At 71.9% G+C, this 14946-nt stretch carries 8 protein-coding genes and 2 pseudogenes; 8 read left to right on the forward strand and 2 right to left on the reverse strand.

Translation table 11 applies throughout. The features are described from left to right. A complete protein-coding gene (locus WAB14_RS11430) occupies positions 1 to 1554 on the forward strand; it encodes a glycoside-pentoside-hexuronide (GPH):cation symporter (protein ID WP_340269892.1) in 1554 nt (517 codons plus the stop codon). Here the strand turns inward: WAB14_RS11430 and WAB14_RS11435 are convergent. Together WAB14_RS11435 and WAB14_RS11440 are read right to left on the reverse strand one after the other, a co-directional pair. Then, positions 1479 to 2963 carry a mannitol dehydrogenase family protein gene (locus WAB14_RS11435; protein WP_340269894.1) on the reverse strand — a complete coding sequence of 495 codons (1485 nt, stop codon included), beginning with the start codon at positions 2961 to 2963 and terminating at the stop codon, positions 1479 to 1481. The two genes, WAB14_RS11430 and WAB14_RS11435, sit on opposite strands and share 76 nt — an antisense overlap. Positions 2964 to 3608: 645 nt before the next feature. Then, positions 3609 to 3953, reverse strand: coding sequence for a cupin domain-containing protein (locus WAB14_RS11440; protein ID WP_340269896.1), 345 nt, complete (start codon positions 3951 to 3953; stop codon positions 3609 to 3611). A 178-nt stretch (positions 3954 to 4131) separates the two neighbouring features. Between WAB14_RS11440 and WAB14_RS11445 the strand changes: the two genes are divergently transcribed. From WAB14_RS11445 to WAB14_RS11475, 7 genes and pseudogenes are all read left to right on the forward strand, one after another. Then, on the forward strand, positions 4132 to 5529 hold the full coding sequence (locus WAB14_RS11445; RefSeq protein WP_340269898.1) for an MFS transporter: 1398 nt from the start codon (positions 4132 to 4134) through the stop codon (positions 5527 to 5529). Next, a complete protein-coding gene (locus tag WAB14_RS11450; RefSeq protein ID WP_340269901.1) occupies positions 5526 to 6965 on the forward strand; it encodes an MFS transporter in 1440 nt (479 codons plus the stop codon). Before WAB14_RS11445 ends, WAB14_RS11450 begins: the two co-directional genes overlap by 4 nt. 720 nt (positions 6966 to 7685) lie before the next feature. Then, positions 7686 to 10992, forward strand: a pseudogene (locus WAB14_RS11455) (nitrate reductase subunit alpha). Continuing rightward, positions 10992 to 12674 (forward strand): nitrate reductase subunit beta, encoded by a 1683-nt coding sequence (gene narH, locus WAB14_RS11460; protein ID WP_340269903.1) that lies wholly within the window; start codon positions 10992 to 10994, stop codon positions 12672 to 12674. The pseudogene WAB14_RS11455 and the gene narH overlap by 1 nt, the downstream one beginning before the upstream one ends. Beyond that, the gene (gene narJ, locus WAB14_RS11465) at positions 12671 to 13300 is read left to right on the forward strand and encodes a nitrate reductase molybdenum cofactor assembly chaperone (RefSeq protein ID WP_340269905.1); all 630 of its coding nucleotides are present in this window, start codon (positions 12671 to 12673) and stop codon (positions 13298 to 13300) included. Before narH ends, narJ begins: the two co-directional genes overlap by 4 nt. After that, positions 13297 to 14043, forward strand: coding sequence for a respiratory nitrate reductase subunit gamma (gene narI / locus WAB14_RS11470; RefSeq protein ID WP_340269906.1), 747 nt, complete (start codon positions 13297 to 13299; stop codon positions 14041 to 14043). Before narJ ends, narI begins: the two co-directional genes overlap by 4 nt. Positions 14044 to 14313: 270 nt before the next feature. Continuing rightward, a pseudogene (locus WAB14_RS11475) lies at positions 14314 to 14913 on the forward strand (cold shock domain-containing protein); the annotation flags it as partial. Between the last annotated feature and the right edge of the window lie 33 nt (positions 14914 to 14946).

Genomic DNA, 14946 nt, shown 5'->3' on the forward strand with positions numbered 1-14946 from the left:
ATGGCGATCGCCACCACCGCACCGGACGGCGTCGGCGCCGGCCCGGTCGCCCCGCGCGCCGGACGCGCGGGCGCCGCGCCACTGCGGCTGCGCAACTACCTCGCGTACGCCGCCGGGGACGCCGCGAACAACCTGACCTTCACCCTCGCCGGGATGTTCCTCATCCTCTACTACACGAACGTCGTGGGCGTCGAGGGCGCCGTCGTCGGGTCCATGTTCCTCGTCGTCCGGTTCTTCGACGCGGTCACCGACCTCGTCGCCGGGCGCCTCGTCGACGCGAAGCGGAAGGGCCCGCTCGGCAAGTTCCGCCCGTTCGTCCTGTGGTTCGGGCTGCCTCTGCTGCTGTCGAGCTGGGCCATCTACTCCGCGAAGACGGTGTTCCCCGACATCAGCGGCGGCTGGGCGATCGCCTACATGTACATCACGTACATCCTCATGGCGTCGGTCTTCTACACCCTCGTCAACATCCCCTACGGCTCGATGGCACCCGCCCTCACGCAGGTTCCCGCCGAGCGCGGCAAGCTCGCCACCTTCCGCATGTACGGCGCGATGGCCGGCATCCTCGCCCTCGTCTTCGTCATCGCCCCGCAGATCCGCGCGAGCGTGGGCGACCCGGAGGCGCTGCAGCGCACCCTCTTCGCCACCACGGGGATCTTCGTGGTCGTCGGCGCCGCCCTCTACGCCTTCCTCGTCCTCGGTACCAAGGAGCAGGTCGAGCGGCGCGTCGAGACCGTCTCCCTCCGCGACAGCCTCCGCACGCTGTGGACGAACGTCCCGCTGCTCGTGCTGTCCGGCGGCTCCGTGCTGTTCCTCACCGGGATGACCGCACTCAGCACCCTCGGCTCCTACATCGCCATCTACGCCCAGGGCGACGCCGGCTACATCGCGTGGAACGTCCTCGCGCAGTTCTCGTCGCTGCTCGTCGTCGGCCCGCTCATCCCGACCCTCGTGCGGACCATCGGCAAGCGGACCGGCTTCGTGCTCGGCGCCGCGGTCACCGCGGTCGGCGCCGGGGTCCTCGCCCTCGCCCCGCTGGAGGCGACCCCGCAGCTCGGCCTCGTCGCCTTCTTCCTCATCGGCCTCGGGATCAACCTCGTCAACACGCTCATGTGGGCGCTCGAGGCGGACACCGTCGAGTACGGCGAGTGGCGCACGGGCAACCGCACCGAAGGCACCACCTACGCCGTGTTCTCCTTCACCCGCAAGATGGGCCAGGCACTCGGCGGGTTCGTCGGCGGCACCGCCCTCACCGTCGTCGGCTTCAGCGCCGCCACCGCCGCCGCCGGCGGCACGCAGGAGCCGGGCGTGGCGGCGAACATCCAGCTCGCGGCGGGCGGCCTCATCGCCGCCTTCGCGCTGCTGTCCCTGCTCGTCATGGTCTTCCACCCCCTGACGGAAGAGCGGTACCGCAGCATCGTCGCCGACCTGCACGAGCGCAGGGAGGCCGAGCGCGCGGCCGCGGAGCCGGCCCCTGCCCCTCATCCGGCGTCGGCCCAGGCCTCGACGCTCGCCCGGGCACCGACCTCGCGCAGGGACGCGAGCGCCTCGCGGTAGGCGGTGGTGAAGCGCTCGCTGTCCCTGAGGTCTCCGAACAGGCGGGCGTCCTCGAGGAAGGCGAGGGGGTCGGTGCGGGCGCGCCGGGCCCGTGCCATCACCTGCTCCCGCCGCTGGTCGACGACCTCGAACGGTGCCCCGTCCTCGCCCACGCCCTCGGCGTAGCGGGCCCACGCGGCGACGACGAGGGCCGCGCGGTGCAGCGGACCGCCGGAGGCGAGCTGGTCGCGGACCACCGGCAGCAGGAACGTGGGGATCCGGTCGGAGGTGTCGAGGCAGAGCCGTTCGAGGGTGTCGCGGACGTGGGCGTTGGCGAAGCGGGCGAGCAGGTCCTCCCGGTACCGCGGGAGATCGACCCCGGGGACCGGGGCGAGCGTCGGTGACGCCTCGTGCTCCATGAACCCGGCGAGGAACCGCGCGAAGAGCGGGTCCTGCGCGACTTCGTGGACGTACGTGAACCCGCTCAGGCGGCCCAGGTAGGCCACTGCCTGGTGCCCGGCGTTGAGCAGGCGCAGCTTCATGAGCTCGTAGGGGTGGACGTCGGGCACCAGCTGGACGCCGACCTCCTCCAGGAGCGGTCGCCCCGTGGGGAAGTGGTCCTCCAGCACCCACTGCCGGAACGGCTCGCACACGACGGGCCAGGCGTCCTCGACACCGAGCTCGTCGGCGAGCCGGGTCCGGTCGGCGTCGGTCGTGGCCGGCGTGATCCGGTCCACCATCGAGCTGGGGAACGCGACGGCGGCGTCGACCCAGGCGGCGAGGTCGGGGTCGAGCAGGCGGGCGAAGGCGGTGACGGCGCGGCGCGTCAGCGCACCGTTGCCCTGGATGTTGTCGCACGACATCACCGTGAACGGAGCGGTCCCCGCGTCGCGTCGGCGCGCGAGCGCGTCGACGATCAGCCCGAACGCGGTCGCCGGGTGTCCGCCGGTCCGCAGCGCGTCGAGGTCCCTCGCCAGTGCCTCGTCGACGACGAGGTCGCCGCTGTTCTGGTCGACGTGGTAGCCGCCCTCCGTGATGGTGAGCGAGACGATGCGGGTCCGAGGATCGGTCAGCACCTCGCGGGCCGCCTCCGGCTGCTCGGGCACGAACACGTAGTCGACGAGGGAGCCGACGACGCGCGCCGACACGGCGCCGTCGGCGCTCTTCGTCATGACGGTGTAGGCACAGCCTTGGGGCAGCAAGGCGTCTCGCATGGTGCTGTCCTGCGGCAGGAGGCCGAGGCCGGTGACGGCCCAGTCGCGTGACAGCCCCAGGGTGAAGAGGTCGTCGAGGTAGACGGCCATGTGGGAGCGGTGGAAGCCGCCGACCCCGAGGTGGACGATCCCGGTGCGGACGTCGGCCGTGGAGTAGGTCGGGACCCCGACGCGGGGGTCGAGCTGGTCGACACCGGTCCGGTGCAGTCGCGTCACCTGTGGTCCTCTCGTGGATGTGGCCGCCCGGATCGGGCGCCGACGTCCATGCTGGCAGCGCGAGCGGTCGTATCCGGAGCCTCCCGGCCGTCGACACCCGACCCGGCGGAGCCGTCGGGCACGGCCGTGGCGGAGGCGGCCGAGCGGTCGACCGGCGTCACGGCCCGACTGCGAGTCCGACTCACCTCGTGTCCGACCTCGTCGGCGCGAGGTCGGCGGAGTGCGACCGGGAGCGCGTGTAGGCCCACGCCAGGCCCGACGTCAGGTCCTGCCACGCGGAGAGGATGCGGACGGGGGCGCGTGACCCTGCTCCTGCCCGGTGCGTGGACCAGCGACACGAGATGACCCGGTGCGCGGTCGACGTCGCGGCTGACGTGCCTGAAGCGTCGGACGAACTCCCGTTGCCGCCCGTCGTCCGCGCTGCCGCCGGCGACGGTGACGAGCGCGACAGCGCCGGCCCGACCCGCGGTGCTGTGCCCCGCCTGCCACCACCTCGCCCGACCGGTGCCCACGGGGTCGTCGAGAGGGGCGAGGTCGCACGCAGCACCGTCCAGGTGAGGAATTCGACGGCGTCCCGGGGTCTCCGTGATCGTGACTCGAGCCTGGCACGACGGCGGTGCCGCCCCTCGTGACCCGGTGGGGTGCTCAGCCGCTCGGCGCGAGCCGCTTCGTGACCGTGAGCAGCACGACGGAGTCCTCGAGCGCCTCGAGACTGTGCCGCGCCTGCGGCACGACGAGCAGATCGCCGTGCGCGCCGTCGACGGCTGACCCGGTGCTCGCGAGCACGACACGGCCGTGGAGGACGTGGACCGTGGCCTCACCGGGGTTCTCGTGCTCGTCGAGGCGCCGTCCGCCGATGAGGGCGATGAGGGTGTGGCGCAGGACGTGGCCACTCCCCCCGTAGACGGTCGCCGCGCTGCGGCCGGCGGGCGCATCCCGTGCGGTGGCCAGGTGCTCGCGGACGAGGGCGGGCAGGTACGTGCTCGTCATTCGGTGCTCCTTGCTCGCGGTGTGGACCCCCCTGCACCGAGACTGCCGGGCGCGACCGGTCCAGGACGGGACCTTGGTCCTCGCTGCCATGTCCGAGTGCCGCCGACCATGGTCGTGCGGCGCGACCCGGCGCCGCACGAGGTCGCACTCCAACCCACAGATCGGAACGCTCGTGACGGTGACGCCCGCCGCCCGGCCCCCCTCCGGCACCACCTCCCCGGACGCCGTCCCGACCGTCAGACCGCCCTCGCCGCCCGGCGCGGGGCGCGTGCTCGCGCTGTCCAGCGTCGCATTCACGCTGCTCTTCGCCGCGTGGCTCATGTTCGGCGTGCTCGGCCTGCCCGTGCGCGACGAGTTCGGCCTCAGCGACATCCAGCTCTCGTGGCTGTCCGCCGTGGCGATCCTCAACGGTGCCCTGTGGCGCCTGCCTGCGGGGATCCTCGCCGACCGGTTCGGCGGCCGCTCGGTCTTCCTCGTGCTGCTGGTCTCCACCGCGGTGTTCTCGTGGCTCGTCGCGCAGGCCGACAGCTACGCGGTCCTGCTGGTGCTCGCCTTCTGCGTCGGCTTCGCGGGCAACGCCTTCACCGCCGGCATCGCGTGGAACTCCGCGTGGCAGCCCCAGCACCGCAAGGGGTTCGCGCTCGGGGTGTTCGGGGCCGGCAACGTGGGCGCGTCGGTCACGAAGTTCATCGCCCCCGCGCTCATCGCGGCGACGGCGGGAGGGACCTGGTTCGGCGTCGTGCAGGGCGGCTGGCGACTCGTGCCCGTCCTGTACGCCGCGCTGCTCCTCGTCACGGCCGTGCTGCTGTGGGTCCTCACGCCGCGCCAGGACCGCCGCCCCGGTGCGGGTCGGCCGCTGGGTGAGCAGCTGCAGCCGCTGCGCCGGCTGCGGGTGTGGCGCTTCAGCCTCTACTACGTCGCGGTGTTCGGCGCCTACGTCGCCCTGTCGGTGTGGCTGCCGAAGTACTACGTCGACAACTTCGGCGTCTCGCTCGGTACCGCGGCCCTGCTGACGGCGACCTTCATCTTCCCCGCGAGCCTGCTGCGCCCAGTCGGCGGCTGGTTCTCCGACCGATTCGGCGCCCGCAGGGTCATGTACTGGACCTTCGGGCTCATGCTGGGCTCGACGGGCCTGCTCATGATGCCCGACGGTCACGTCGTCGTGCAGGTGCAGGAGTCCTTCGACCCCTCGGGTGTCAACGAGGTCCTGCCGTACTCCATGGGGCTCGTCCCCTTCGTCTCGCTGGTGTTCCTCCTCGGCTGCGCCATGGGCATCGGCAAGGCCGCCGTGTACAAGCACATCCCCGAGTACTTCCCCGGGCAGGTCGGCTCGGTCGGCGGTCTCGTGGGGATGCTCGGCGCCCTCGGCGGGTTCTTCCTGCCGCCGCTGTTCGCCTACGCGACCGGCTGGACCGGTCTGCCGACGGCGACCTTCTTCGTCCTCTTCGTGCTCACGGGCGCCTGCGCGCTGTGGATGCACTGGACGGTCGTCCACATGCTCCAGGAGCAGTCGCCGGAGCTGTCCGATCACTTCGAGCACCCCCGCACCGCCGAGCTGGAGGCCACCTCCCGATGAACACCCACCACCGACCCTCCACGCCCGCCGCGACGGACCGCACCCCGCCCGCCCGCCGGGGCCGGGAGTGGCTGCACGGCTGGGACCCCGAGGACGAGGCCACGTGGGACCGGGGCCTCGCCTGGCGCACGCTGTCGATCACGACCTTCACGCTCACGTTGGCCTTCGCCTCGTGGTTCATCGCGAGCGCGCTCGCGCCGAAGCTGACCAACCTCGGCTTCGACCTCAGCACCGACCAGCTCTACTGGCTCGTCGCCATGCCCGGTCTGTCGGCCGGCCTGCTGAGGCTCACGTGGATGTTCCTGCCCCCGATCGTCGGGACCCGCCGCCTCGTCAGCCTCACCACGCTGCTTCTCCTCATCCCGCTGCTCGGGTGGGGCGTGGCGGTGCAGGACCCGACCACGCCGTACGTGTGGCTGCTCGTGCTGTCGTTCCTGTCCGGTGTCGGCGGCGGGGCCTTCTCCGGGTTCATGCCGAGCACGTCGTACTTCTTCCCGCGCCGCCTGCAGGGCACGGCGCTCGGCCTGCAGGCCGGCATCGGGAACTTCGGCGTCTCCCTCGTGCAGTTCCTCACCCCGTGGGTCATCGGGATCGCGATGGTGGGCGCCCTCGGCGCCTCGCAGACCCTCACGTTCCCCGGCCGCGCGCCGCAGGAGGTGTGGTACCAGAACGCCGCGTTCGTCTACGTGCCGTTCGTCCTCGTGGGCGCGGCGCTCGCGTGGACGATGCTGAAGAGCGTCCCCATGTCGGTCAACGTCCGCCAGCAGCTCGACATCTTCCGCAACCAGGACACCTGGTGGATGACGCTGCTCTACATCATGACCTTCGGCACCTTCGCCGGGCTCTCGGGCCAGTTCGGCCTGCTCATCAAGAACCTGTTCGGTGGCGGCAACCCCGAGATCGCCCGCGTGCTCGCCGACGGCACCACCGAGGTGCTCGTCGCCGGCTACACCATCCCCGACCCCGTGGCCTACGCGTTCCTCGGGCCGCTCGTCGGTGCGGGTGCCCGCGTGCTGTTCAGCCCGCTCACGGACCGGCTCGGCGGTGCCCCGTGGACCCTCGTCAGCGGCGTCGGCATCCTGCTGTCCGTCGCCTGGACCAGCCAGCAGCTGTCCCCGGACGTGGCCGCCGGGGCCGGTGAGGTCCGCGCCGAGTTCGTGCGCTTCCTGCTGGGCATGCTCACGATCTTCCTCTTCACCGGCATCGGCAACGCCTCGACGTTCAAGCAGATGCCGATGATCTTCGAGCGCCGGCAGGCCGGCGGCGTCATCGGGTGGACCGCCGGCATCGCCGCCTTCGGCCCGTTCTTCTTCGGCATCGGGCTCGCGATGTTCGCCCCCGAGACGTTCTTCTACATCGGCGTCGCCTTCGCCGCGATGTGCATCGCCCTCACCTGGTGGCGCTACGCACGACCGGGCGCACCCAAGCGGTCCTGAGGTCGGTGTGCGCCGGCGTCGAGAAGCCGTACCCCCGCTCCCGCGTCGGACCCGGGACCTCCGTCCCGGGTGGAGCGTGCCCGGGGGCGCGAAGACTGGCCGCCGTCGTGGCGTAGTTGCGGCCCGGTCCGACGCGGTCCGTCGAGGGCGGCGGCAGGCCGGTCCGCGCAGGACCTTGACGACGATCATGGAGGGCGGGAGGGTCGGGGTGGAGACCACGAGGGGTGAGCGTGTGGCCACCGTCGGCGCCCGGTCCTCGTCACCGAGGAAGGTGCCCGCGTGACCGCACAACAGGACCGGACGGCACAGGGAGCCCGGCACGAGCACGCGCCGCCGAGGAGCGCCGGGCTCGACGACGAGCTGACGGAGGCCCTGCTCAAGGCGCGCCGGTTCTTCCGCAAGGACTCGGTGTCGCTGGACCTGCGGGCGCTGCACCGCACCGGCGGACGCGACGCCGACGCCTTCTACCGGGACCGCTGGGCGCACGACAAGGTCGTGCGCTCCACCCACGGCGTCAACTGCACGGGCGGCTGCTCGTGGAAGGTGTACGTCAAGGACGGCATCATCACGTGGGAGTCGCAGCAGACCGACTACCCCTCCGTCGGCCCCGACAGCCCCGAGTACGAGCCCCGCGGCTGCCCGCGTGGTGCGGCGTTCTCCTGGTACACGTACTCGCCGACCCGGGTCCGCTACCCGTACGTGCGCGGGGTGCTCCTCGACATGTTCCGCGAGGCGCGCGCCCGCCTCGGCGACCCGGTCCTCGCCTGGGCCGACGTCGTGGGCGACCCCGAGCGGGCGCGGCGGTACAAGGCCGCCCGCGGCAAGGGCGGGCTCGTGCGTGCGAGCTGGGACGAGGCCGTGGAGATGGTGGCCGCGGCGTACGTCCACACGGTCGAGGAGCACGGCCCCGACCGTGTCGCCGGGTTCTCGCCCATCCCCGCGATGTCGATGGTCTCCCACGCGGCCGGCGCGCGGTTCCACTCCCTCATCGGCGCGTCGATGCTGTCGTTCTACGACTGGTACGCCGACCTGCCCGTCGCCTCGCCGCAGGTCTTCGGCGACCAGACCGACGTGCCGGAGTCGGGTGACTGGTGGGACGCCGGCTACCTCGTGATGTGGGGCTCCAACGTGCCGGTCACCCGCACCCCGGACGCGCACTGGATGGCCGAGGCGCGCTACCGCGGGCAGAAGGTCGTCGTCGTGTCGCCCGACTTCGCCGACAACACGAAGTTCGCCGACGAGTGGCTCGCGCCCCACCCCGGCACCGACGGCGCGCTCGCGATGGCGATGGGCCACGTCGTGCTCAAGGAGTTCTTCGTCGACCGGCAGGTGCCGTACTTCACCGACTACGTGAGGACGTACACCGACCTGCCGTTCCTCGTCCGCCTCGACGAGCGGGACGGCGCGTACGTGCCGGGCAAGTTCCTCACCGCCGCCGACCTCGGCGACGACGACGAGGGCGCGCACTTCAAGACCGTGCTGCTCGACGCCGCCGGCGAGCCGGTGGTGCCGAACGGCTCGCTCGGGTTCCGCTACGGCGAGGCGGGAGCGGGCCGGTGGAACCTCGATCTCGACGGCATCGAGCCGATGCTGAGCGCGGGCGGCGGTGACGGCGTCGGCGTGGGCTCGGCGGAGACCGCGCCCGTCGACCTGCCCCGCTTCGACGCCCCCGACGGCGCCGCGGGCGTCGTCCGGCGCGGGGTGCCCGTGCGCCGCGTCGGCGGGCACCTCGTCACGACGGTGCTCGACCTGCTCCTCGCCCAGTACGGCGTCGGCCGCGACGGCCTGCCGGGGCAGTGGCCGAGCGGCTACGACGACGCCTCGTCACCGTGCACGCCCGCGTGGCAGGAGACGATCACCGGGGTGCCGGCCGCACAGGCGGCCCGCATCGGGCGGGAGCTCGCGCGGAACGCCGAGGACTCCCGTGGCCGGTCCATGATCCTCATGGGGGCCGGCACGAACCACTGGTTCCACTCCGACACGATCTACCGGTCGTTCCTCACGCTGCTGGTGCTCACCGGCTGCCAGGGGGTCAACGGCGGCGGCTGGGCGCACTACGTCGGGCAGGAGAAGGTGCGCCCGGTCACCGGGCACCAGCACATCGCGAACGCGCTCGACTGGTCGCGTCCCCCGCGCACCATGATCCAGACCGCGTACTGGTACCTCAACACCGACCAGTTCCGCTACGACCAGTTCTCCGCCGCCACGCTCGCCGCCGGCACCGCGGGGTGGCCGCTTCGCCGGGCGCAGCACGGCCGACGTCGTGGCGCAGTCGGCGCGCATGGGCTGGATGCCGTCGTACCCGACGTTCGACCGCAACCCGCTGCGCATCGCCGACGACGCCGACGCCGCCGGCCTGCCGGTCGGGGAGTACGTGCCGCGCGAGCTGAGGGCCGGGCGGCTGCGCTTCGCCGCGGACGACCCGGACGCGCCGGAGAACTTCCCGCGCGTGCTCACGGTGTGGCGGGCGAACCTGCTCGGCTCCTCGAGCAAGGGCAACGAGTACTTCCTCCACCACCTGCTCGGCACCGACTCCGCGCTGCGGGCGACCGAGACACCGGAGCACCTGCGGCCGTCGGAGGTGGTGTGGCGTGACGAGGCACCGACCGGAAAGCTCGACCTGCTGCTGAGCCTCGACTTCCGCATGACGAGCACGACGGTGTTCTCCGACGTCGTCCTGCCCGCGGCCACGTGGTACGAGAAGCACGACCTCAACACGACGGACATGCACCCCTTCGTCAACTCCTTCACCCCGGCCATCCCGCCGCCGTGGCAGACCCGGACGGACTTCGACGCGTTCGCCACGATCGCGACGGCGTTCAGCCGGCTCGCCGCCGAGCACCTCGGCACCCGGCGCGACGTCGTCGCCGTGCCGCTCACCCACGACACCCCCGACGAGCTCGCGAACCCGCACGGCGTCGTGCGCGACTGGAAGGCCGGCGACTGCGAGCCGGAGCCGGGTCGCACGATGCCGAGGCTCGTCACCGTCGAGCGCGACTACGCCGCGGTCGCCGACAAGATGGCAGCCCTCGGGCCGCTGCTCGACACCCTCGGCACGACGACGAAGGGCATCACGTACGACGTGCGCGAGGAGGTGGCCCGACTCGCCCGGCAGAACGGGACCGTGCGCGGCGGCGCGGCCGACGGGCGGCCGTCGCTGGCCCGCGACAAGCACGTCTGCGAGGCGATCCTCGCCCTGTCCGGCACCACCAACGGGCGCCTCGCGGTCCAGGGCTTCCACACACTGGAGGCCCGTACCGGGACGCGCCTCGCGGACCTCGCCGCCGAGCACGAGGGCAAGCACGTGACGTTCGCCGACACCCAGGCGGCGCCCGTCACTGTCATCACCTCACCGGAGTGGTCGGGCACCGAGCACGGCGGACGGCGGTACTCACCGTTCACCGTCAACGTCGAGCGCCTCAAGCCGTGGCACACCCTCACGGGGCGGCAGCACTTCTTCGTCGAGCACGACTGGCTGACCGAGCTGGGGGAGAACCTGCCGGTGTTCCGGCCGCCGCTGTCCATGCACGGCCTGTTCGGTGAGCCCGAGGTCGGAGACCAGGGCGAGCTCGGCATCACCGTGCGGTACCTCACGCCGCACAACAAGTGGTCGATCCACTCCGAGTACCAGGACAACCTCCTCATGCTGAGCCTGTCCCGCGGTGGGCCGACGATCTGGCTGAGCGTGGAGGACGCCGCGAAGATCGGCGTCGAGGACAACGACTGGATCGAGGCGGTCAACCGCAACGGCGTGGTCGTGGCCCGCGCCGTCGTCTCCCACCGCATGCCGGAGGGGACGGTGTACATGCACCACGCGCAGGACCGCCTCATCGACGTCCCGAAGGCGGAGACGTCGGGCCGACGGGGCGGCATCCACAACTCGCTGACACGGCTGCTGGTGAAGCCCAGCCACCTCATCGGCGGGTACGCGCAGCTGTCGTACGCGTTCAACTACCTGGGGCCGACCGGCAACCAGCGCGACGAGGTGACCGTCATCCGTCGCCGTTCGCAGGAGGTGCAGTACTGATGCGCGTCATGGCCCAGATGTCGATGGTGATGAACCTCGACAAGTGCATCGGCTGCCACACCTGCTCGGTGACGTGCAAGCAGGCGTGGACCAACCGCACGGGCGTGGAGTACGTGTGGTTCAACAACGTCGAGACCCGGCCCGGACAGGGCTACCCGCGTACCTACCAGGACCAGGAGAAGTGGCAGGGCGGGTGGGTGCGCACCCGTCGCGGGCGGCTGCGGCTGCGCGCGGGCAACCGGCTCAAGAACCTCCTGACGATCTTCTCCAGCCCGAAGATGCCGTCGCTCCAGCAGTACTACGAGCCGTGGACCTACGACTACGAGACGCTGACCAGCGCGCCCGCGCAGCAGGACACGCCCGTCGCGCGGCCGAAGTCGCTCATCAGCGGCAAGGACATGCGGATCTCGTGGTCGGCGAACTGGGACGACGACCTCGGCGGCGGTCCGAGGCTCGTGGCCGACGACCCGATCCTCGCCAAGCTGGAGAAGGACGTGCTGCTGTCCTTCGAGAGCACCTTCATGTTCTACCTGCCGCGCATCTGCGAGCACTGCCTCAACCCGTCGTGTGCCGCCTCGTGCCCCTCCGGTGCGGTGTACAAGCGCGCGGAGGACGGGATCGTGCTCGTCGACCAGGACGGCTGCAAGGGCTGGCGCAAGTGCGTGACCGGCTGCCCGTACAAGAAGATCTACTTCAACCACCGCACCGGCAAGGCCGAGAAGTGCACGTTCTGCTTCCCCCGGATCGAGGTGGGGCTGCCGACCGTGTGCTCGGAGACGTGCGTGGGCCGGCTGCGCTACATCGGGCTCGTGCTGTACGACGCCGACCGCGTGCTCGACGCGGCGTCGGTGGAGGACGAGCACGACCTGCTCGAGGCGCAGCGGCAGGTGTTCCTCGACCCGAACGACCCCGAGGTGGTCCGCGAGGCCGAGCGCGCGGGGATCCCGCGGGACTGGGTGGAGGCCGCGCAGCGCTCACCGATCCACGCCCTCATCAACCGATTCCGGGTCGCTCTGCCCCTGCACCCGGAGTACCGGACCATGCCGATGGTCTGGTACATCCCGCCGCTGTCGCCGGTCGTCGACGCCGTCTCGAGCACGGGCGTCGACGCCGAGGACCCCCGGAACCTGTTCGCCGCCATCGACACCCTCCGCATCCCGGTGGAGTACCTCGCCGAGCTGTTCACCGCGGGCGACACCGCACCGGTCACCGCGGTGCTGCAGCGTCTCGCGGCGATGCGGTCGTACATGCGCGACATCAACCTCGGCCGCGACCCGGACGCGTCGATCCCCGCCTCGGTCGGCATGACCGAGGAGGAGATGTACGACATGTTCCGCCTCCTCGCGCTGGCCAAGTACGACGAGCGCTACGTGATCCCGCCGTCGCACGCCGAGCAGGCCCACGGGCTCGAGGAGCTCGCGACGGAGTGCAGCCTCGACTACGAGGGCGGCCCGGGCATGGGTGGGCACGGGCCGTTCGGCGAGGGCTCCGGTGCGCAGGCCCGCATCGCGGAGGAGAACCTCTACGCCCTCGCGGTGCGGCAGCGCACGGACTTCGCCACCGACCCCGCCGACAAGTCCCGCCGGGTCAACCTCCTCAACTGGGACGGCAAGGGCACGCCGCAGGGGCTGTTCCCCAAGGAGGAGCGCGAGGACCCGGCACGGCGGGGGCCGGGCTCGTGAGCGCGGCCGACCGACGGACCGCGCTGGTGTACCAGGTCGCCTCGCGGCTGCTCGGCTACCCCGACGAGCAGCTGCTCGCCCAGCTGCCGCTGCTGCGCGACGCCGTCGACCAGCTGCCCCAGCCGGCGCGCACGCAGCTCGGCTCGCTGCTGGAGCACCTTGCCGGGTCCGAGCCCACGGCGCTGGGCGCGGAGTACGTCGGCACGTTCGACCTGCGGCGGCGCTGCTGCCCGTACCTCACGTACTACGCCTACGGCGACACGCGGAAACGCGGCGTCGCGCTGCTCGCGTTCACGCACGCGTACAAGGCGGCCGGGCTCGTCATGCACCCCGACGAGCTGCCCGACCACCTGTGCGTCGTGCTGGAGTTCGCCGCCACCGCCGACCTCGACGTCGGGCGCCGGCTGCTGCTGGACCACCGCGCGGGACTGGAGCTCATGCGGCTGTCCCTGGCCGACGCCGCCTCGCCGTGGGCCGGCGCGCTCGCCGCCGTCACCGGCACGCTGCCCCCGCTGCGCGGCGACGAGCGCGAGGCGGTGCGCCGTCTCGCCGCCGAGGGGCCGCCCGAGGAGGAGGTCGGACTCGAACCGTTCGCACCACCGGACTACATGGGAGCACGCCGATGAGCGACGCCGGAGCCCTCGACATCCTGCTGTGGGTCGTCGTGCCGTACCTCTGCCTCGCGGTGTTCGTGCTCGGGCACGTCTGGCGCTACCGCTACGACAAGTTCGGCTGGACCACCCGGTCCTCGCAGATGTACGAGAGCCGGCTGCTGCGCATCGGCAGCCCGCTGTTCCACTTCGGCATCCTCGCGGTCTTCCTCGGTCACGTCCTCGGGCTCGGCATCCCCAAGTCGTGGACGGAGGCCGTGGGCGTCTCCGAGCCGATCTACCACTTCATGGCGGTGAGCATCGGCACGGTCGCGGGGGTCTGCTCGGTGGTCGGGGCCGCGATCCTCATCTACCGCCGCCGCACGACCGGCCCGGTCTTCGCGGCCACGACGGTGATGGACAAGGTGATGTGGCTGGCGCTCGGCCTCGTCATGGTGCTCGGACTCGGCAACACCGTCGTCGCCAACATCTTCGACCACTACGACTACCGGGAGACCGTGTCGGTGTGGTTCCGCGGAATCTTCGGCGGCGACCTGCAGCCCGACCTCATCGCCGGTGCGCCGATCGGGTTCCAGCTGCACGCGCTCACGGCGTTCCTGCTGTTCGCGCTGTGGCCGTTCACCCGGCTGGTCCACGTCTTCAGCGCGCCGGTCGGCTACCTGTGGCGCCCCTATGTGGTCTACCGCAGCCGCGACGACCGCATGGGCTCCCGCACCCAGCGCCCCGGCTGGGAGCGGGTCGGCTCCGGCCGTCGCTGACGCCCAGGCGTCGCGGCAGCCGTCTCGCGTTCCTCGACCGGACGGCGACCTCCGGTCGAGGACGTCCGACGGTCGCCTGCGCACGAGCGAGGCGGTGCGTGCGGTCCTGTCCTCGCTCTCCGGTCACCACGACGTGCACCGACGAGCACGTCCACGCCGGGATCGCCGACGAGTGGCGGGTCGGTCACGTCGGACGGTGAGGCACACGGGTGCCTGTCCGCGTCCGCGACACTGGAGGTCCCGTACCGCACCGACGATGTGGAGCCGCACGTGCCCGAGGGAACAGTCCGATGGTTCGACACCGAACGGGGCTTCGGCTTCGTCGGCCCCGACGACGGCAGCGAGGACCTGTTCGTCCACGCCACCGACATCGTCGCCGGCGACGGTCCGCGCGTGCTACGGGAGGGCCAGGCGGTCGAGTTCGAGCTCGGCCACAACGCACGCGGCCCGCAGGCGGTGCGGGTGCGCGTCACCGCGGACTCGGCGCCGGGTGCGGTGCTCGGAGTGCTCGGGACCGTGTCCTGGTACGAGCCGGCCAAGGGGTACGGCTTCGTCGCGCCCGACGGTGGGGGCGCGGAGGTCTTCGTCCACAGCTCGGCCGTCGTCGGCGGCGGCGTCCTGTCCGACGGGCAGCGGGTCGCGTTCCTCGTCGGTGAGGGTGAGAAGGGGCCGCAGGCGGAGCACCTGCTGCCGCTCGCCCCCGGTGCAGGCACCGGCAGCCCTCCCGCGCCCGACGGCGCCGACGGCACCGTGTCGTGGTTCGACGAGGAGCGGGGCTTCGGGTTCCTCACCCCGGACGACGGCGCGGAGGACGTCTTCGTCCACGTGCGGTCGCTGTCCGGTGGGGCGACCGTGCTCGAGGAGGGGGACCGCGTCACGTACGACGTCGTCGGCGGTGACCGG

This window comes from Aquipuribacter nitratireducens, assembly GCF_037860835.1.
GTDB classification, from domain to species: Bacteria; Actinomycetota; Actinomycetes; order Actinomycetales; family JBBAYJ01; genus Aquipuribacter; species Aquipuribacter nitratireducens.